This is a genomic window from Streptomyces sp. NPDC006687 (assembly GCF_040636215.1).
Taxonomy (GTDB): domain Bacteria; phylum Actinomycetota; class Actinomycetes; order Streptomycetales; family Streptomycetaceae; genus Streptomyces.
In genome coordinates, this window is record NZ_JBEYJJ010000015.1 from 117,429 (window position 1) to 136,971 (window position 19,543).

General features: G+C 74.6%; 17 protein-coding genes. 8 read left to right on the forward strand and 9 right to left on the reverse strand.

The genetic code is table 11. From position 1 onward, the window contains the following. Positions 1-87 precede the first annotated feature (87 nt). Complete coding sequence (locus ABZ716_RS19755; protein ID WP_358809653.1) at positions 88-2,037, reverse strand: C1 family peptidase; 1,950 nt, start codon at positions 2,035-2,037, stop codon at positions 88-90. Positions 2,038-2,153: 116 nt separating this feature from the next. Between ABZ716_RS19755 and ABZ716_RS19760 the strand changes: the two genes are divergently transcribed. Further along, positions 2,154-3,194, forward strand: coding sequence for a hypothetical protein (locus ABZ716_RS19760; RefSeq protein ID WP_358960423.1), 1,041 nt, complete (start codon positions 2,154-2,156; stop codon positions 3,192-3,194). Between the two features lie 17 nt (positions 3,195-3,211). On the opposite strand, the gene ABZ716_RS19765 is transcribed toward ABZ716_RS19760, so the two are convergent. Next, entirely contained in the window at positions 3,212-4,642 is a 1,431-nt protein-coding gene (locus ABZ716_RS19765; RefSeq protein WP_358960425.1) for an FAD-dependent monooxygenase, read from the reverse strand. A gap of 155 nt (positions 4,643-4,797) precedes the next feature. On the opposite strand from ABZ716_RS19765, the gene ABZ716_RS19770 reads away from it, so the two are divergent. From ABZ716_RS19770 to ABZ716_RS19785, 4 genes are all read left to right on the forward strand, one after another. Beyond that, positions 4,798-6,054: an MFS transporter gene (locus ABZ716_RS19770; RefSeq protein ID WP_358809655.1), complete on the forward strand. Its 1,257-nt coding sequence runs from the start codon at positions 4,798-4,800 to the stop codon at positions 6,052-6,054. A gap of 30 nt (positions 6,055-6,084) precedes the next feature. Next, positions 6,085-6,756, forward strand: coding sequence for a hypothetical protein (locus tag ABZ716_RS19775; protein ID WP_358960429.1), 672 nt, complete (start codon positions 6,085-6,087; stop codon positions 6,754-6,756). A 126-nt stretch (positions 6,757-6,882) separates the two neighbouring features. Beyond that, complete coding sequence (locus ABZ716_RS19780) at positions 6,883-8,088, forward strand: DUF1266 domain-containing protein (protein ID WP_358960432.1); 1,206 nt, start codon at positions 6,883-6,885, stop codon at positions 8,086-8,088. Positions 8,089-8,167: 79 nt separating this feature from the next. Next, positions 8,168-8,581 (forward strand): PPOX class F420-dependent oxidoreductase, encoded by a 414-nt coding sequence (locus ABZ716_RS19785; RefSeq protein WP_358809658.1) that lies wholly within the window; start codon positions 8,168-8,170, stop codon positions 8,579-8,581. A gap of 4 nt (positions 8,582-8,585) precedes the next feature. Here the strand turns inward: ABZ716_RS19785 and ABZ716_RS19790 are convergent, their stop codons facing one another. Next, on the reverse strand, positions 8,586-10,001 hold the full coding sequence (locus ABZ716_RS19790) for a DHA2 family efflux MFS transporter permease subunit (protein WP_358960435.1): 1,416 nt from the start codon (positions 9,999-10,001) through the stop codon (positions 8,586-8,588). A 139-nt stretch (positions 10,002-10,140) separates the two neighbouring features. On the opposite strand from ABZ716_RS19790, the gene ABZ716_RS19795 reads away from it, so the two are divergent. Further along, the gene (locus ABZ716_RS19795) at positions 10,141-10,836 is read left to right on the forward strand and encodes a TetR/AcrR family transcriptional regulator (RefSeq protein WP_358960437.1); all 696 of its coding nucleotides are present in this window, start codon (positions 10,141-10,143) and stop codon (positions 10,834-10,836) included. Between the two features lie 4 nt (positions 10,837-10,840). Here the strand turns inward: ABZ716_RS19795 and ABZ716_RS19800 are convergent, their stop codons facing one another. From ABZ716_RS19800 to pdhA, 5 genes are all read right to left on the reverse strand, one after another. Beyond that, a complete protein-coding gene (locus ABZ716_RS19800) occupies positions 10,841-11,605 on the reverse strand; it encodes a hypothetical protein (protein WP_358960440.1) in 765 nt (254 codons plus the stop codon). A gap of 18 nt (positions 11,606-11,623) precedes the next feature. Next, positions 11,624-12,592: a GNAT family N-acetyltransferase gene (locus ABZ716_RS19805; RefSeq protein WP_358960442.1), complete on the reverse strand. Its 969-nt coding sequence runs from the start codon at positions 12,590-12,592 to the stop codon at positions 11,624-11,626. Between the two features lie 113 nt (positions 12,593-12,705). Next, positions 12,706-14,178, reverse strand: a complete 1,473-nt coding sequence (locus ABZ716_RS19810; protein ID WP_358960445.1) for a dihydrolipoamide acetyltransferase family protein — start codon at positions 14,176-14,178, stop codon at positions 12,706-12,708. A gap of 13 nt (positions 14,179-14,191) precedes the next feature. Then, positions 14,192-15,172: an alpha-ketoacid dehydrogenase subunit beta gene (locus ABZ716_RS19815; RefSeq protein WP_351877799.1), complete on the reverse strand. Its 981-nt coding sequence runs from the start codon at positions 15,170-15,172 to the stop codon at positions 14,192-14,194. Beyond that, on the reverse strand, positions 15,172-16,347 hold the full coding sequence (pdhA, locus tag ABZ716_RS19820) for a pyruvate dehydrogenase (acetyl-transferring) E1 component subunit alpha (protein ID WP_358809664.1): 1,176 nt from the start codon (positions 16,345-16,347) through the stop codon (positions 15,172-15,174). Before pdhA ends, ABZ716_RS19815 begins: the two co-directional genes overlap by 1 nt. Positions 16,348-16,672: 325 nt before the next feature. On the opposite strand from pdhA, the gene ABZ716_RS19825 reads away from it, so the two are divergent. Both ABZ716_RS19825 and ABZ716_RS19830 read left to right on the forward strand, forming a co-directional pair. Further along, positions 16,673-17,332 carry a response regulator transcription factor gene (locus tag ABZ716_RS19825; RefSeq protein WP_351877795.1) on the forward strand — a complete coding sequence of 220 codons (660 nt, stop codon included), beginning with the start codon at positions 16,673-16,675 and terminating at the stop codon, positions 17,330-17,332. A gap of 146 nt (positions 17,333-17,478) precedes the next feature. Then, complete coding sequence (locus tag ABZ716_RS19830) at positions 17,479-17,874, forward strand: pyridoxamine 5'-phosphate oxidase family protein (protein WP_358809665.1); 396 nt, start codon at positions 17,479-17,481, stop codon at positions 17,872-17,874. Here the strand turns inward: ABZ716_RS19830 and ABZ716_RS19835 are convergent. Next, complete coding sequence (locus tag ABZ716_RS19835) at positions 17,871-19,502, reverse strand: protein kinase (RefSeq protein ID WP_358960448.1); 1,632 nt, start codon at positions 19,500-19,502, stop codon at positions 17,871-17,873. The genes ABZ716_RS19830 and ABZ716_RS19835 overlap by 4 nt on opposite strands. Positions 19,503-19,543 lie beyond the last annotated feature (41 nt).

Sequence of the window (19,543 nt, forward strand, 5' to 3'; positions counted from 1 at the left end):
CCAGGATAGATACATGAGGGATACACCGGTCCTCCCGTCCACGATGCGGACCCCCGCTCACCGGTTCACGCGGCGCCGATCACCGGTTCACGCGGGGCCGATCACCGCCCCCTCGTGCCAGCCCGCGCCGTCGCGCCAGTAGTGCTGGAGCAGCCGGTCGGTGCGCAGGACGACGGCCTCCAGGCGGAAGCCGAAGCTGCCCTGGAGCATCCCGGTGACGGCCGCCGCGTCGTGGCCGAAGACGGCGTCACGGGTCCAGGGCGCGCCGGTGGCGTTGCCGCGCCGCCAGTGCTCGACGCGCCCGCCGGCGACCGCCACGCACAGCTCGTAGGTGCCGGCGGTGTCCTCGTCCACGGCCTCGTGCTGCGTCTCGATCAGGCAGGGCGCGGAGGTGACCCCGCTGCCGAAGACCTCGCCGGGCCGCCAGGTGAAGCCGTCGGGGTCGTCGCGCCACCACCGCTGCATCCGGCCGTCGGTGCGGGTGGCGACCAGGTCGAGGGTGCGGGCGCGGGTCTGGAGGAGGGCGGGGCCGTAGTGGGCGATGCCGGAGGCGAAGCGGCCGCCGTCGTTCCAGGTCCAGGGGGCGCCGTTGATCCGCCACCAGTGGTGGAGGCGGCCGTCGGCGGTGCGGACGACCGCCTCGAAGTTGCCCGGGTGGCCGTAGTCGCTCTGGATGAACGCGGGGGTCGAGCCGACGGCGGCGTCCCCGGGGCCGAAGGCGCCGCCGTCGCGCCAGACGCCGACGGCCTGCTCGTAGTACCAGTGGCGCAGCCGGCCGCCGATGGTGACGTGCAGGGACTCCATGTTCCGGTTGTAGGTGGTGCCGGTGAAGGCGGGCTGGCCAGAGGCGTCACTGCCGTAGGTGGCCGAGCGGGACCAGGCGAACGGGGGGTCGCCCTCGCGCCACCAGTGCCGGAGGTGGCCGCCGCCGGCGGTCGCGGACAGTTCGATGTTGCGGTGGGCGCGGCCGTTGCCGCTCTCGTAGACGTTGCCGGTGTGCAGGCGGCGCTTGCTCCAGGGGTCGATGTTCGTGTCGCGCAGGCCGCACTTGGCCCAGTAGTCGATGTTGGCCTCGCCGTACGCGATGCGGCCGTAGCCGCCGGTGTGGTGGCCGGTGCCCCAGGAGTTCTTGAACAGCCAGCAGCCGGCGGCGTCGTCGTAGCCGACCACCAGCACGCAGTGCCCGCCGGTGAGCCGGTCGCTGGTGCGGTGGTAGACGCCGGCGCCGAGCGCGGGGAAGTCCTCGTAGACGTCGAAGCAGGCGGTGAGCGGGCCGACGGTGTCCAGCCACACCTTCTGCTGTTCGACGTCGCCGAGCCGTACGGGGTCGGGGATGCGGACGGTGCGCCCGGAGCGGTCCCAGGTGGGGGTGTACTCGGCCCGCCAGGCGTCGCGCCGCTCGGGGGGCAGGCCGGGGGGCGGGGTGGTGTAGGGCCGGCAGCGGGGGTCGGCGATGCCGCCGTGGTCCCGGATCCAGCCGAGGGCGGTCTCGGGGTCGCCGCCCTGCGCGCAGGGGGCCTTGAGGCCGTCGCGGACGTCGCCCTCGGAGCGCGGCGCCCATACGCCGTGCTCGATGCGGGCCATCGACTCGACGAGGCCGGCCGCGGCGAAGGCCCAGCTGGAGTGGCAGGGGTTCTGGTCCTTGACCTTGGTCAGCCAGGACCGGCCCCACCGGGAGCGCCAGTCCACGGCCACGGGCCGCCCGGGGCCGGCGGCCGTCCCCGGCGCGGCAGGGGCCGGGGGCGCCGCCGTGCCCGGCGCCGCGAAGGCTCCGGCCGCCGCTGTCCCCGGCAGCAGCCCGTTCGCGGCCCGGCGGCGGGTGAGGTCCGGGTTGCCGCTCTCCCGCCCCACCAGCGCCCGCAGGTCCACGGTCCCCGCCTCGGCGGCGGGGGTCAGGTTCGGCCCCGGCTCCAGGCCGAGCGCGGGCGTCGGCAGGGGGTCCGCGTCGGCGAGGTGCTCGCTGACGGACCACCGCGCCCCGAGCGCGGCGAGCCGCGCCCGCAGCTCCCCCACCGTCCGGACGGACTCCTCCGTCATACCCCGCCCTCCAGCTGCACGCGGCCACGAGCCCGGGGAGCGTCTCCCCGCCGCCACCCCACCGTCAAGGGCGCCCGCACGGTCGCGCGGACGCACGGGGGTCGTACGGTTCCGGGATGGACGCACAGCGCACGGAACGCCAGCTCTCGATGATCAGCGAGGTCAGGGACCTCGGCCCCGAGGTCTGGCTGCGGGGCGGATGGGCGGTGGACTTCTGGCTCGGCGAGGTGACGCGGGAGCACGAGGACGTCGACTGGTTCGCGTGGGCCGACGACGCGGAGCGGCTGCGGTCCCTCCTCGTGGGCCGGGGGTACGAGGTCCTGCGCGAGGACGACCAGCAGCTGGACGTCGTACGCGACGGCGAGGAGCACGGCTTCGCGTTCGTCGCCCGGCGCCGGCCCGACGGCCGGGTGGTGGTCGCGGGCGGCCCCTGGGCCGGGACGCCCTGGCCGGAGGGGATGCTGGACGGGGTGGAGCCCGGGCGGCTGGGCGGTCTGGAGTGCCCGGTGGCGTCACCGGAGGCGCAGATCGAGATCAAGCGGATGATGCCGGTGTGGGTCCCGGAGCGCCCCCGCCGTGAGAAGGACGCGGTGGACGTGGCCCGCCTGGAGGCCGCTCTGGCGGCCCTGCACGCCACGGACGACACCCTCGTCCACGAGGGCCGCGCGTTCCTCAACTTCCGTACGTACGCGGCGGGGGAGGAGTGGGGGCACGGCTTCCGCTGGCTGGACACCAAGCGTTTCCGCCTGCCCGCCGCCCCGGTCACGGACGCCCGCCTCCTGGCCGCCCTCCTCTCCCACGAACAGTTCCGGGACGACTACGCGGGCGGCGGCGTCCTCCCCCAGGGCCGGCGACACGGCTCGTTCTGGCGGCGCCTGATCACCCCGGCCGCGTACGAACCGGTCACCGCCGACGCCGCGGCGCGCCTCCTGCGCACCTGGGCCGACCAGTTCGGCCCCGTTCCGGAAGCCCTGGGGGCGGACCTGCGGAGGGAAGCATTCGCCTGCCTGGCCGCGGCCGGCACCGTCCTCCACCTGACGGGGGTCGGGGAGGACGACTTCCACGACTGGGGCGGTGTACACGGCGAGTTCCACGAGCTGGTCGCCATCGACCGCGCCAGTGGCCACCTGACCCTCCTGGTGGCGGCCGACGACTGAGCCCGGGCCGGTCCCCGCTACGAGGGCATCGCCTGGCCCCCGATCCCCGCGGCTCCCGCCAGCTGGGCCTCCCACCAGGCGGCGGCCTCGGCGGTGGTCATGTGCGCCCAGGCCGGGGTCCGCTCCACCTGGGCGCGGCCCAGCCGGCGGGCCAGCGCGACCAGTTGGCCTCCGGCCGCGCCCCGGGCCGCCTGGTAGCCGGCGACGAGCTCCTCCCAGGAGGACGCCCGCGCCCAGGCCGCGCCGAAGGTGGTGGCGTCCTGGAGGGCCTTCGCCGCGCCACTGGTGTTGTGCGGCCGCACCACGCTCGCCGCGTCACCGGCCAGCAGCAGCCGGCCCGCAGCGGCGGGCTCGGTCACCAGGTCGTAGATGGGCTGGACGAAGGTGTCCCCGGGTGCCGTCAGGGCCAGCGCCCGGGCCCAGTACTCCGGGAACTCCTGCTCCAGCAACGTCCTTAGGTGTCCGGCGAGTTCCCCGCCCAGCGCCCCCGGCGGGAAGCTCGTCGGATCGTCGAACCGCAGCCCCGCGCCCGTCGGCGGCGGCGCGTACAGCACCCAGTTCACCCGTGGCCCCAGCGGCCCGGGGATGCGGTAGATGACGCAGCTCCCGCCGGGGTAGCAGATGGTGGTCACCGCGTCGGGGTGCGACGGCGCGCCGCCCAGCCCGTCCAGCAGCCCGGCGTCGAAGTTGCCCCGCCAGCACACGTACCCCGCGTAGTGAGGGACGGCGCCCGGGCTCACCGCCTCCCGGACCACCGACCGGTACCCGTCGGCCCCGACGGCCAGGTCGAACCGCTCGCCGCCCCGGTCCCCGCCGCCGGTCCGGTCTCCAGCTCCGCCCCCGACCGCGCCCCCGGTCCGGTCTCCAGCCCCGTCCCCGTCCCCGGTCCGGCCTCCAGCCCTACCCCCGTCCGCGCCCCCGGCCCGGTCTCCAGCCCTACCCCCGTCCGCGCCCCCGTACCGGCCTCCGTCCGCGCCCCCGGCCCGGCCCCCGGCCGTGTCCCCGTCGCCGCCCGAGGCCGCGCCCCCGTACCGCACGCGGACCCCGTCCCCGTCCGCCTCCACCGCTGCGACGGCCACCCCCTGCCGGTAGTCCACCGACCCCGGTACCGCCTCCCGCAGCCCCCGCCAGAGGAGCCCCCAGTGGTAGGAGTGGAACGGGAACGGCTGCTCCCAGATCAGCCGCCCGCCCGCCCCCGCCGAGGGGTCCCGCACCACCCACCGCCGCCGCTCCAGCCGGTGCGCCGGGATCCCCGCCGGCAGCGCCCCGGCCGCCACCAGCTCCGCCGCGCGGTCGTCGTGGACGCACAGCCCGACCCCCCGGTCCGCCAGCCGCCCGCGCGTCCGTTCCAGTACGACGACCTCCCCGGCCCCCGCCCGCACCGCCGCCGAGGCGAACGCGCACCCCGCGATACTCCCCCCGACCACCACGACCGCCCCACCGCGCACAACGCCCTCCCGATGCCGCCGAGTTGTCCGAGCGACCACCCTACTGACGCCCCCGCCCGGCCCGGCCCGAACCGCCGTGCCCGGTGGCGAAAACCGGGAGCCCCCCGCCCCCGCCCACGGTTAGGGTGCTCCGCCGCACCGAGCCGAGGGAGATCATGAAGACCACCGCCACCACCGCCACCGAACCCCCGCACACCACCCCGCCCCCGTGGAAGACCGCACCCTTCCGGCGCTTCGTCTCGGCCAACGTCATCTCGGCGGCGGGCTCCGCGATGGCCCCGCTCGCCCTGGCCTACTCCGTCATCGAGCAGGGCGGCGGCGCCGGCTCCCTCGGCCTGGTCCTCGCCACCAACACCCTCCCCACCATCGTGTTCCTCCTCGTGGGCGGGGTCTACGCCGACCGCCTGTCCCGCAGCCGCATCCTCTTCCTCGGCAACCTCCTCGCGGCGGTGGCACAGGCCGCCCTGGCCGTCACCGTGGCCACCGGACACGCGTCGACGCTCTCCATCGCCGTCTGCGGCCTGGTCTCCGGGACGGCGGCCTCGTTCATCGTCCCGGCCATGCAGGGGGCGCTGGCGCAGATCGTCGCGCCGGAGCACCTCCAGCAGGCCAACGCGCTGCTCCGGCTGCCGGGCAACGCGGTGAAGGTGCTGGGCCCGGTGGCCGGCGGGTTGATCGTCGCCACGGCCGGCGCGGCCTGGGCCCTGGCCTGGGACGCGCTCACCTTCGTCATCGCCGCCGTCCTCCTCCTCACCCTGCCCCTGGAGGCGCCGCCCACCCCGGCCGCCGGTGTCCTGGCCGACCTGCGGGCGGGCTGGACGGGCTTCCGGTCCCGTACCTGGCTGTGGACCTACACGGCGGCCGGCACGGTCCTCGTCGCGGCCTGGCTGGCGGGCTTCCAGCTCCTCGGCCCCCTGGTCACCGCCCGGCAGTACGCCGGGGCGCGCGACTGGGGCCTGATCCAGGCGGCGTTCTCCTGCGGCCTGCTGGCCGGGACCCTCGTGGCGCTGCGGTGGAAGCCGTACCGGCTGCTCGCGGTCGCGGTCGCCGCGGGCGCCGGCCTCGCCCTGCCCCTGGCCGCCCTGGCCTGCGGGCTGCCGCTGCCGGCCGTGCTGGCGGCGGCCCTGCTGGCGGGCATCGGGCTGGACGTCGCGGTCGTCGCCTGGAACACCGCCTTCGCCCAGCACGTCCCGCAGGCGGAACAGGGCCGCATGAGCGCCTTCAACGGCGTCGGCGAACGCCTCGCCATCCCCCTCGGCTACCTGCTCGCCGCCCTCGCGGCCCACACCTGGACCCCCGCCACCACCCTCCTGGCCTGCGCCGCCCTGATCACCGCCGCCACGGCCCTCAACCTGTGCGTCCCGGCGGTGTACCGCGTCAACCGCCACACCCCGCCCACCCGCACGCCGTAGCCGGGCGGGATCGCTCTAGGGTGGCGGCTCATGGACGCATACGACGAGCGCGACGACGGCGGGCTCGCCAGGGTGTGTGCCGCCATGCCCCCCGGCCGTCGCCGCCACGCGGCCGCCATGGCCCTGTGGCGGCTGCGCGCGCCCCTGCTGATGCTGGGCCTCGACCCCGGGTGGGGGGTGCACCGCACTGCGCTGGACGCCGTCTTCCACGCGCTGCTCCTGCCGCCGGGCGCGGCCGACGCCGAGCCGGCGGTCGCGGACCTGCTCGGCGCCCCGTTCTTCGCCGGCCCCCTGGAGGGGGAGGCGGAGGGCGCCGCCGCGGAGGTCCAGGCGGAAGTCCTGGCGGAACTCGCGGCCTGGCCGCCCACGGCCGCGCCGGACCCCGAGCACACCGAACGCCTCATCGGCCTTCCCCGCGCCCTGGCCCAATCCGCCGACCTCGTCATCGCGGACGCCCTGTGGGACCACCCCGCCCGGCACGCCCACGCCCGCTACCTGGCGACCGGCCCCGAGGGCGCCTCCGGCTACCACTCGGCCCGCAACCACGCCGTCGAGGCCGCCTGTCACACCCTCGTCACGCCCCTGCCCCTGGACACCCCCCTGCCCGCCACACCCGCCGGCCGCGAGGCCCTGGCGCTCTGCGAGACCTTCAGCGCCGAACTCGCCGCGACCCTGTCCTGGTGCACCACGCTGGGCCGCTGACGGTCCCGGCGGTGAACCTCGCGGATAGGGGCGGGGCGCGCGTCGTCAGAGCCGCCTCCGCACCGGCTCCGCAGAGACGTACCGGGGCCCGTTCAGGGAGGTGAGGGGTCCGTATAGGGTCCCCGTGTGGATGAGTGGACGGCGCCGAGTGTGATCGAGCGGGAGCTGTACGGGGCGAAGGTGCGGGGGGACTGGGGGGCCTATCTGGACGCCCTCGCCCGGGCCGAGCTGTTCCTGCCGCAGCCCCGTGCGCAGGTCGACGCCGACCCGCGGGCGGCCCGGTTCCACCCCGGCGGCGACAACACCCTCGCCGTCTACACCCGCGGCATGCTGCCCGCCCCCGACGCCCACACCGTCTACCTCCGCCAGAGCCTCGCCTGGTTCGCCCACGCCTGGGGGCCCGGGGACCCCTCCCACCTGGCGGTGAACCCCGGCAGCCCCGTCGCGGCCTACCTCTCCACCGCCCCCGCCGACCTCGCCCGCTGGCGGGCCCACTGGGACGCCGCCCCCTCCTGGGGCCTGGCCCCCGGCGCCGTGCACACCCTCCACACCGGCGGCGCCCTGCACGGCCCGGTGGCCCGGGGCCTGGCCGTCGGGGCCCATCTGGCGGTCGCCAACGGGGAGTTCTGGAACGCCCTCGCCTACCACGGCGACGGCTACACCCGTGAGCGCGAGCGGCTGCGCACCATGTGGGAGATCACCGACCCGGCCGGCTGGTCCGGGGTGCTCCAGCGGATGCTCGACGCCGACATCGTCAGCCCCGTCTGGGAGTTCGCGCTGCGGCTGCGCCGCGTCCTCGCCTCCGACTTCGCCGGCGCCGTCGACGCCGAGCACTGGCGCCACGCCGCCGAGAGCTGCCTGCGCCACAACGCCGAGCAGGCCGCCCAGCCGCGTCTGACCCCCGACGGGGTCACCGTCGCGCAGCCGCGCCCCTCCGCCGAGGTCGAGGGCGAGATCGCCGGGGTGCGGCGGCTCATCGGCCGGATCACCCGCTACGAGCAGCGCTTCCGCGCCGACGGGCTGCTCCCCGAGGACGGCTGGGTCCGCTCGGTCCGCGCCTGGGATTACGGGCGCGCCTCCCAGATGGCCCGCTGGGGCGTCGCCACCCGCTACGGCACCCTCCAGGAAGCCGAGCGGGCCGTGCTCCGGGCGGGCGAGCTGGCGGTGGGGGCGTACGGCTCGTGGGCGGAGTTCTCCGCCGGGTACGCCCTCGCCCGGTGCCTGCACTTCGACGGCGAGGAGTTCGGCAGCTGGTACGCCTCCTCCCTCGCCACCCACCTGACGCTGACCACCGACCCGGCCAGCCCCTTCCTCCACCTCCCCTGGGAGTGACAGGGGACTTCGGGTAGTAGGTGACAAGCGGGCCGGAACCGCACGCGCGGCGTCCAGGGCGCCAACTAACCTCACCGGCATGACGATTGCCATGAACGACACCGTGCGCCGGCTGCTGGACTCCCCCCACCCCGCCGTGCTCTCCACCCTCAACCCCGACGGCAGCCCGCAGAGCTCCGTGGTCTGGGTCACCCGCGACGGCGACGACGTGCTGGTCTCCACCGAGCGCGGCCGCCGCAAGGAACGCAACATGGCCCGGGACGGCCGGGTGAGCCTGACCGTGTTCGACCTGGCCAACCCCTACCTGTACGCCGAGATCCGCGGCACCGCCACCATCACCGAGGACACCGGCCGGGCCGTCGCCCTGCGGATCGCCGAGGAGTACCTGGGGCCGGGCAAGGGCAAGGAGTACGGGGACGCCTCGGACGGGGCCGTACGGGTCGTCGTACGCATCACCCCGACCAAGGTGCTGGGCAACGCCGCCCAGGCATAACGCCCTACCCCCGCCGCCGCCCCGGCAGCCGCAGGGCCCCGAACACGGACAGGGCGATCAGGCCCGCCGCCACGGCGTAGGCGGTGCGGAAGCCTGCCGGGCTGGTGCCCGAGGCGCCCAGGACCACCGAGGTCAGGGCGGTGCCGACCGAGGCGCACAGCTGGGAGTTGATGCTGAGGGCCGTGCTCGCCGCCGCCATACGGGCGGCGGGCAGGTCGCGCCCGGCGGTGGTCATCGTCGGCATCAGCACCATCCCGGCGCCCACGCCCATCACCATCAGCGCCCCCACGGCCTGCCAGGCCGGCGCCCCGGCGGTGCCGGTCCGCAGCCCCGCGAGCAGCATGCCGAGCGCCGCCACCGCCACCCCGGCCGGGATCAGCCGGCGCGGAGCGACCTCGTCCACGCGCCGGGAGGCGATCTGCATGGCCGTCCCCACCGCGAGGCCCACGGGCGCCACCAGCAGCCCCGCCGTCGTCGCGCTCAGCCCCCGCACCTGCTGCCAGTACACCGGCGCCAGCAGCATGGAGCCGAAGTAGCCGCAGGTGAAGGGCGCGAGGGTGCCGATGGCGGCGGCGAAGGTACGGTCGCGCAGCAGCCGCAGGTCCAGCAGGGGCTCCGGCACGCGCAGCGCACGCCGTACGAAGGCGGTGACGAGCACGGCGCCGGCCAGCAGGGGCAGCAGCACCCCGGCGGAGCCGAAGCCGCCGCGCTCACCGCCCCGGGACAGCCCGTACAGCAGCAGCGCGAGGCCCGGGGAGAGGCTCAGCAGCCCCGGGACGTCGAGCCGCGGCGAAGCCGCCGCGCCGGTGGGGGAGTCCGGGCGCAGCAGCTTCGCCGCGAGTACCAGGGCGGCCGCTCCGACGGGCAGGTTGACGAGGAAGATCCACTGCCAGGAGGCGGTGTCGATCAGCCAGCCGCCCAGCATCGGCCCGGCCACCGGACCGACGAGCACGGGCAGTCCCAGCAGGGCCATGGCCCGGCCGAGCCGCTCGCGGTCGGCGGCCCGCATCACCATGGTCATGCCGACGGGCATCAGCAGTCCGCCGCCCAGCCCCTGGACGGCGCGGAAGGCGATCAGGCTGCCGGCGCTCCACGCGCAGGCGGCGAGCAGGGAGCCGAGGGTGAACAGGGACAGGGCCGTGAGGTAGGCGCGCTTGGCGCCGAGGCGGGCCATGGCCCAGGACGCCGTGGGGATGACGGCGGCCAGGGCCAGGGTGTAGGCGGTGGCGGTCCACTGGATGGTCTCCAGGGGAGCGCCGAAGGAGGCGGAGAGCCGGCCGAGGGCCACGTTGACGATGGTCATGTCCAGGACCGACATGACGGCGCCGGTGATCACGACGGTGAGGATGCGTCCGAGCTGCCCCGGCTCGGCGCCTAACGCCGCCGGGGACTCCTCGGCCGTGGGGGGTGCGGTCGGCATCGTGCCACGTCCTTCCCTCAGGAACCCATAGAACCAGACCAGTTGGTTGGTTTTCGCTGGCCTCCGGTAAGCTACAACGGCCGTTGTAATAAGCACAACGGTCGTTGCAGAGCATGACTGGACCGGGACCGGAGGCGTGATGGAGGGGGAGACCCCCGGACGCGGGACGCCGGAGGGGGCGGCAAACGCGCCGCTTCCTCCCCGGAAGCTGGCCAAGCGGATCGCCCTCGCCCGGGCCACCTGCGCGGTGTTCGGCCGCGAGGGGTACGCCCGCGCCTCCGTCGACGCGCTCGCCGCCGCGGCGGGCGTCTCGACGCGGACGCTCTACAACCACTTCCCCGGCGGCAAGTCCGAGCTGTTCCGGGCCGTCGTCACCTGGAGCTCGGGCGAGGTCCGCGACGCCCATGTGGCCACCGTCCGCGCCCTGCTGGACCCCGCGCGCCCGCCGCACCCCGACAACCTGGAACGGGACCTGGCCGCCCTCGCCCGAGCGCTGATCGACGTGATGGTGGAGCACCCCGACCACTTCGCCCTGGTACGCCACATCCACGCCGAGGCCGACCACGTACCGCCCGAGGTGCTGGCCGCCTGGAAGGCCGCGGGCCCCGGCCCGGTCGAAGGCGCCCTCGCCGAGGCCCTGGCGGGACTGGAGAGGGCCGGGCTGCTCGACCTGCACGGCGACGCGGAGCTGGCGGGCGCCCACTTCACGGCGCTGACCTCGACCTCCGTCGCCCAGCTCTCCCACTACGGGGTGCTGCCCCTGTCGCGGGCGGAGACCGACCGCCTCGTCCGGGGCGGCGCGGCGGCCTTCCTGCGCGCCTACCGCGCCGGCTGAAGTCTCAGGGCAGCAGCCGGCCCACCTCCGACCAGGTGTGCAGGGCCACGGCGAGGGGGTCCCCGGGCGCCAGGTACGGCCGGGCCGCGCCCGTCCACCGCAGCAGCAGCCGGATCAGCCTCAGGTGCACGATCCGCTCCCGGGACAGCTCCCGCCAGCCCCGGGCCCACGCGGCCGCCTCGTCCGGGGTGAGGTCGATCAGCGCGAGCGACTCGCGGCACAGTGCGGCCGGGTCACCGCCCGGCCCGGGCCCGAACTCCCCGAGCAGGTAGCCCCGTACGAAGGCCAGCTCGATCCCCCGCACCAGGCCGGAGGCGCGCTCCGCCGCCGCGCAGCGGTACACCGCCGCCAGCGCCACCCGGCCCCAGCGCAGCCGTACCCCGTCCGGCAGCCGCTCGTCCCGCATCCCGGCGACGGCCAGGGCGCGCAGGGTCCGGGGCGCGGGCTCGTCCCCGAGCGGGGGCGCGGTCTCCAGCCATGCCTCCAGTTCTGCGAGACCGTGCCCGTCGGGCGGTACGGACGTCAGCACCTGACCTCGGCTCAGCAGCCCGACCACCGGCCCCGCGAGGCGGACCCGGGCGGTGTGGCCGGCGTCGAAGGAGACGACCGTACGCCCGTAGCGCTCTATCCCGCGCAGCCGGACCCGCGACTCCCCCGCCGCGTACACCTGCCCGGCGCGGGCCGTCCCGCCGACGCACCGGACGCGGCACACGCCACCGGTGACGTCGGCCTCGTCCACGGAGTACACCTGCAGCGCGGCGATCGGCATGGCCGGGAGGCTACCGCGTCAGGGGGCGCCCGGGGCCTCCAGGACGAGGCGGACCTCGGTGACCTCGTAGCCGGCCCGGTCGAAGGCGGCGGCCATCGGGAGGTTGACGGTGTCGGTGGTCGCGGTGACGCGCTCGGCGCCCTCGGCGGCGTGGAAACGGGTGATCTCGGCGAGTACCTCGTCGATCAGGCCCCGGCCGCGCTGCTCGGGAACCACGCCCAGGTAGCCGACGTTGCGGTGGTACGGGGTCGCGGAGGGGAGCGCCATCCCGGCCAGGGTGCCGTCGGGCAGGTGGGCCAGCCGCCACCAGGAGCGTTCGCCGGGGCAGTCCCGGTAGAAGGCGAGTTCCTCGCGGGCGAGTTCCTCCGCCGTCATCGCCTCCAGGGCGTGCCGGGTGGCCAGGTCGAGGCTGCCGTGCGCGAGCCGGGCGAAGACGTCGAGGAACTCCTCGTCGGTGCCCTCGCGGAAGACGAGCCCGCCGGTGGGCGCGGGGGTCCCGGCCGCTGGGGGTCCCCCCGGCGGTAGCTGGGGGAGGGTCCATTCGTAGCGCAGGCGCTCGATGTCGCGGGTCAGGCCGGCCCGCGCGGCGGCCTCCCGGCGCCAGGCGACCGCGGAGGCGGCGGCCGGATCCTCGCGCCAGCCCCGGGGCAGGGCCAGGTGGTAGCCGGGACGCGTGCCGAAGGCGGCGTGGCCGGCCCCCAGCAGGGCCGCGGCCAGGGCGGCCGGGTCCGCGACGCCCGCGCGGACCTGGAGGCAGTCCAGGGCGACCGGCTTGCGGCTGTCGGCGCGGCCCCACCACAGGGCGGTGGCCGGCACCCGCCCGTCGGCGTCCTCGGCGAACCAGGTCCACTCGGGGCGGAAGCGGTGTGCGGCCATCTCCTCGCGGATCCGGCCGGGGGAGAGGGCAGCGACGGGGCCCTCGGCCGCGAGGGCCAGGGCACGGTCGAGGGCGGCGGGGTCGGCCGTGGCGGCGCAGCGGAATCTCATCCCGCCGATGATCACCCCGGGTCGCGGGGCGCGGCCAGGGATTTTCCGGGGCCGCGAACGCCGTCGGCCGGCCCCCGCCCGAAGGGGGGACCGGCCGGCGGCTGTGCCCGTGGTTACGACCAGGTGACCAGCCGGCGCGGGTGCTCCAGGACCGCCGCGATGTCCGCGAGGAACTTGGAGCCCAGCTCGCCGTCGATCAGGCGGTGGTCGAAGGACAGGGCCAGGGTGGTGACCTGGCGCGGCTTCACCTTGCCCTTGTGCACCCACGGCTGGAGCTTGATCGCACCGACCGCGAGGATCGCGGACTCGCCGGGGTTGATGATGGGCGTACCGGTGTCGACGCCGAAGACGCCGACGTTGGTGATGGTGAGCGTGCCGTTCTGCATGTCGGCCGGGGAGGTCTTGCCCTCGCGGGCGGTGGCGACCAGGTCCGACAGGGAGGTGGACAGCTCCGCCAGGGTCTTGGTGTGGGCGTCCTTGATGTTCGGGACGATCAGACCGCGCGGGGTGGCCGCCGCGATGCCCAGGTTGACGTAGTGCTTGAGCACGATCTCCTGGGCCGCCTCGTCCCAGGACGCGTTGACGTCCGGGTTGCGGCGGATGGCGACGAGGACCGCCTTGGCGATCAGGAGCAGCGGGTTGATCCGCAGACCGGCGAGGTCCGGATCGTCCTTGAGCTCCTGGACCAGCTTCATCGTCCGGGTCACGTCGAGGGTGATGAACTCGGTGACGTGCGGGGCGGTGAAGGCGGAGCCGACCATGGCCTGGGCGGTGACCTTGCGGACGCCCTTGACCGGGACACGGGTCTCCCGCGCGCCCGGCGCCACCACGGCCGCGGCCGCCTCGGCGGGAGCCGCCACGGGCGCCTGGACGGGCGCCGCAGCCGCGGCGGGGGCCGCCGGGGCCTGCGGGGCGAGCGCGGCCGCGGCGGCGGCGTGCACGTCCTCGCGGGTCACGACCCCGCCGTCACCGGTGGGGACCACCGAGGCCAGGTCGATGCCGAGGTCCTTGGCGAGCTTGCGCACCGGCGGCTTCGCCAGCGGCCGCTCACCCCCGGCCACGGCTCCGCTGCCGTTGGCGTACGCGGTGCCGTTCCGCTCCGCCGGAGCGGGCGCGGCGGGCGCCGGCACGACGGGCGCGGCGGGGGCCACGGGAGCGGCCGGCGCGGCCACGGCCGCCGCAGCGCCCGCCACCGCCTTGCGCGCCCGGCGCTTGGTGGAGGACTGGGAAACCCCGTAGCCCACCAGCACGGGCTGGCGGCCCTCGGGCGCGGCCTCCTCGGCGGCCTCCGAGCCCGCCGGGGCGGCCACGGCGGCGGCCGCGGGGGCCTCCGCCTCGTCGGCCCCGCCGGTCTGCACGGAGATGATGACCTGGCCGACGTCGACCGTCACGCCCTCCTCGAAGAGCAGCGCGTGCACCACCCCGTCGAAGGGGATCGGCAGCTCGACGGCCGCCTTCGCCGTCTCCACCTCGCAGACGACCTGCCCGTCGGTGACCGTGTCACCCGGCTGGACGTACCACTTGAGGATCTCGGCCTCGGTGAGGCCCTCGCCCACGTCGGGCATCTTGAATTCGCGGATCGTCATGACGCGGCTCTCCTCAGAACGCCAGCGAGCGGTCGACGGCGTCGAGCACGCGGTCCAGCCCCGGCAGGTACTCGTCCTCCAGGCGGGCGGGCGGGTACGGGGCGTGGAAGCCGCCGACGCGCAGCACCGGCGCCTCCAGGTGGTAGAAGCACCGCTCGGTGATGCGGGCGGCGATCTCGGAGCCGGTGCCGAGGAAGACCGGGGCCTCGTGGACCACGACCAGCCGGCGGGTCTTCTCCACCGACGCCTGGATCCCGTCGAAGTCGATCGGGGACATCGAGCGCAGGTCCAGGACCTCGACCGACTTGCCCTCCTCGGCGGCCGCGGCGGCCGCCTCCAGGCAGACCTTCACCATCGGGCCGTAGGCCGCCAGGGTGAGGTCGGCGCCCTCGCGGACCACCCGCGCCTTGTGCAGCTCGCCGGGGATGGCGTCGGTGTCGACCTCGCCCTTGTCCCAGTAGCGGCGCTTCGGCTCGAAGAAGATCACCGGGTCGTCGCTGAGGATGGCCTGCTGGAGCATCCAGTACGCGTCGGCGGCGTTGGACGGGGAGACCACCTTCAGGCCCGGGACGTGCGCGAAGAGGGCCTCGGGGGACTCGCTGTGGTGCTCGACGGCACCGATCGCGCCGCCGTAGGGGATGCGGACGACGACGGGCAGCTTGATCTTGCCCAGGGCGCGCGCGTGCATCTTCGCGAGCTGCGTGACGATCTGGTCGTACGCGGGGAAGACGAACCCGTCGAACTGGATCTCCACGATCGGCCGGTAGCCGCGCAGGGCCAGGCCGATGGCGGTGCCGACGATGCCCGACTCGGCGAGCGGGGTGTCGATGACCCGCTCCTCGCCGAAGTCCTTCTGGAGCCCGTCGGTGATCCGGAAGACACCGCCGAGCTTGCCGACGTCCTCGCCCATGATCAGGACCTTGGGGTCGGCCTCCATGGCCTTGCGCAGCGACTCGTTGAGCGCCTTCGCGATCGACATCTTCTCGACAGCCATCAGTGACCCTCCTCGGCCGGCTCGAAGGAAGCGAGGTAGGCGGCGAACTGGGCGCGCTCCTCGTCGACGAGCGCGTGCCCGTCCGCGTAGACGTTCTCGAAGATCGCCATGGTGCCCGGGTCGGGCATGGCGCGCACGACCTCGCGGACCCGCTTGCCGAGGGTCTCGCTCTCCGCCTCCAGGCCCTCGAAGAACGCCTCGTCGGCGCCGCCGGAGGCCAGCAGGTGGGCCTTCAGGCGCAGGATCGGGTCCTTCGCCTCCCAGGCGGCCCTCTCCTCGTCCGCGCGGTACTTCGTCGGGTCGTCGGAGGTGGTGTGGGCGCCCATGCGGTACGTGAACGCCTCGACCAGCGTCGGACCCTCGCCGCGGCGGGCGCGCTCCAGGGCCCAGCGGGTGACCGCGAGGCAGGCCAGGACGTCGTTGCCGTCGACGCGGACGCCCGGGAAGCCGAAGCCCTGGGCGCGCTGGTAGAGCGGGACGCGCATCTGGCGCTCGGTGGGCTCGGAGATGGCCCACTGGTTGTTCTGGCAGAAGAACACCACGGGGGAGTTGTAGACGGCCGAGAAGGTGAACGCCTCGGCCACGTCGCCCTGGCTGGACGCGCCGTCGCCGAAGTAGGCGATCACTGCGGAGTCGGCGCCGTCCTTGGCCACGCCCATCGCGTAACCGGTCGCGTGCAGCGTCTGCGAGCCGATGACGATCGTGTACAGGTGGAAGTTGTTGGTGTTCGGGTCCCAGCCTCCGTGGTTCACACCGCGGAACATGCCGAGGAGGTTCGTCGGGTCGACCCCGCGGCACCAGGCCACGCCGTGCTCGCGGTAGGTCGGGAAGACGTAGTCGTCATCGCGCAGGGCCCGGCCGGAGCCGATCTGGGCGGCCTCCTGGCCCAGCAGCGAGGCCCACAGGCCCAGCTCGCCCTGGCGCTGGAGGGCGGTCGCCTCGGCGTCGAAACGGCGGGTCAGGACCATGTCGCGGTACAGCCCGCGCAGGTCGTCGGCGGTGATGTCGGCGACATAGGGGGCGAACTCGGGGTCGTCGACCCGGTTGCCCTCGGGCGTCAGCAGCTGTACGAGCTGGGGCTCGGCACTCTGCGCGGCGGCGGCGGTCTTGCCGGCCACCCGCTTGGTGCCGCTGCTGCGTCGCGGCTTGCGCGCGGCAGTGCTCTCCACGGTCACGTGTGCTCCTCCGTCGGTCCGGCACCCGGGTTCTCCGGGGACCAGTGCGGCTCACCTGTATCCGTACCCGCACACGGGGTGGGTGCACGGCGTGTTGCGGATCCAGGCGTGACAGGTGCCCCGGCGAGTGCCCTGCGCACAGCACGTTACCCAGTGCGACGCATAACTGCGAAACCCCGTTTGACCTGCGATTTTGATTGGATATCCAAGTAAATCGCGGGTTACGGGAACAACCACTGGTCACAGCCTTGCAGGGGGCCGGAACAACGGCACGTTATCCCGGGTAACCCCGCCAGGGAAGAGGTGAGTGTGTGAAGATGAACTTGTGCGCGAAAACGGAAAAATCAAGGTATTTCTCCTGGACGACCACGAAGTAGTACGTCGCGGTGTCCATGAGCTCTTGTCGGTCGAAGAGGACATCGAAATCGTCGGCGAGGCCGGTACCGCCGCGGACGCGCTGGTCCGCATCCCGGCGACCCGCCCCGACGTGGCCGTCCTCGACGTACGCCTGCCGGACGGCAGTGGTGTCGAGGTGTGCCGCGAGGTCCGCTCCCAGGACGAGGGAATCAAATGCCTGATGCTCACCTCGTTCGCCGACGACGAGGCGCTGTTCGACGCGATCATGGCGGGTGCCTCGGGCTACGTCCTGAAGGCCATCCGCGGAAACGAGCTGCTCAGCGCGGTGCGTGACGTGGCCGCCGGCCAGTCGCTGCTGGACCCGGTGGCGACCGCGCGGGTGCTGGAGCGGCTGCGCGACGGCAAGAACGGCAAGGGCGACGACCGCCTCGCCCACCTCACCGAGCAGGAGCGCAAGATCCTCGACCTGATCGGCGAGGGCCTGACGAACCGGGTCATCGGGGAGCGGCTGCACCTGGCCGAGAAGACCATCAAGAACTACGTCTCCAGCCTGCTGTCGAAGCTGGGCATGGAGCGCCGCTCCCAGGCCGCCGCGTACGTCGCCCGGCTCCAGGCGCAGCGGCGCTAGCCGCGCTCCACCCGGCGCCGAGGCCGCACCGGCCCCGCTCCACCCGGCGGCGAGCCCGCCTCGAGCGGGATTCGGGACCAACGTCCCTGCCGCCTGGGGGCGGGATGCCCTGTCCCGGCGGGCCGCCGCGGCTCCAGAGTGGTCCTATGTCACCGGAGGAGATGCAGGGCGTCGAGCTGCTGCGCGACGTGCCCTACGGCCGGGTCGCCACCAGCATGCGCGCGCTTCCCTTCCTCGCCGCCGCCCGCCACGTCGTGGTGGGCGGCCGGGTCCTCCTGAGAATGCACGCCGGTTTCGGATATCACCACGCCTGCAACGGCAGCGTGGTCGCGTACGGGGCCGACAATTTCCATTCCGGCGCCTCCCGGTTGTGGTCCGTGCAGGTCACCGGAACGGCGCTGCTCGCCGAACCGGCGACCGAGGAACTGGAATTGTTCGGTCCGGGCCCGCTTTCCATGGACGGCGAGGTGTTCGACCCGGTCTACCTGCGCATCGAACCCCAGCTCGTCACCGTGCACACCCTGCGGGGCGGGACGCCCTAGTCGGCGCCCTCGGCGCCCGCCGGGGTGCCGCCGCCGGTGGGCGGCGACGGGTTCTTGGTCGGCGGCTCCACCGGGGGCGACTTCGGCGGCGGGGTCGAGGGGTTCCTGGTCTCCGGCGACGAGGAGTTGCCCGAGGACGGCGTCGGGGTGGTGCTCGGCGTGAACTTGCTGCGGCTCGGGGTGGGCGTGAAGGTGTCGTCGTCGTGCGAGCGGCTCGTCTCGGGGCTCGGCGTGGTGGACGGGGTGTCCTGCGCGCCGGGGCTGCTCTGGGTGGTGCCCGGGGTGCTCACACTGGTCTTGGGCTTGTTGCCGCCGCCACCGGCGAGACCGCCGCTCTTGATCGCGTACGCGACACCGCCGGCGATGGCCAGCACCGCGAGCAGCGCGAAGAGCCAGACCTTCCACTTGCCGCCGCCGGAGCCGTTGTCGTACCGGTCGTAGCCGTCATAGCCGTCGTACCCGCCGTGGCCGCCATGGCCGTTGTGGCCGCCGGGCCCGGGGCCGTGGCCGCCGCCGGGGAAGGCGGTGCCGTCGTCCGGGTTCAGCGGGGGCACCATCGGCTGCTGGAACTGCGAGGTCGTGGCGTTCCCGGGGTAGGGAGCGCGGGGGCCGTTGCCGCCGCCCGCGGGCATCACCGAGGTCTGGGCGCCGCCCGGCTGGCCGTGCGGGAGCGCCATGACGACCGGGCCGGTGTTCCACGTACCGCTGTTCGGGCCCTGCTCCTGGAGCATCCGCAGGGCGTACTGGACGAGCCCGCGCATCTCCTCGGCGCTCTGGAACCGGTCGTCCGGGTCCTTCGCGAGCGAGCGCATGACGAGGCCGTCGAGCTCCTGCGGGATGTGGTGGCCCTCGGGCAGCTGGGAGGGCGGGATCGGGGCGTCCTGGACGTGCTGGTAGACCACCGACAGCGGGGTCTCGCCGGTGAAGGGGGGCCGCAGCGCGAGCAGTTCGTACAGCAGGCAGCCGGTCGCGTACAGGTCGCTGCGGTGGTCCACGGCCTTGCCGAGGGCCTGCTCCGGGGACAGGTACTGGGGGGTGCCCATGACCATGCCGGTCTGGGTCATCGTGGACTGCGCGCCGTGCAGGGCGCGGGCGATGCCGAAGTCCATCACCTTGACCGCGCCGGTCTCGGTGATGATGACGTTGGCGGGCTTGATGTCGCGGTGCACGATGCCGTGCTGGTGCGAGTAGGCCAGCGCCTCCAGCACGCCGGACACGATGATGAGCGCCTGCTCGGGCCCGGGGGCCTCGGCGCTGATCAGCAGGTCGCGGATGGTGCGTCCCTCGACCAGTTCCATCACGATGTACGGGACCACGTTCGGGCCGACCCGGTCCTCGCCGGAGTCGTACACGGCCACGACGGCGTGGTGGTTGAGGCCGGCGACCGACTGTGCCTCACGGGTGAAGCGGGCCTTGGACACCGGGTCCTCGGCGAGGTCGGCGCGGAGCAGCTTCACCGCGACGGTGCGGCCCAGCCGGACGTCCTCGGCCGCGAAGACCTCGGCCATGCCGCCACGGCCCAGCCGGTGGGTCAGCCGGTAGCGGCCGTCCCCCACGAGACCGCCCGCGCCCCAGTGCTCAGGACCGTCGGCCATCCCGGCGCCGTTTCCCTCGGGTTCGGGTGCCATCAGTCCTCGCCGTCGTCTCTCTCGTCCGCTCTAGCGGTGGG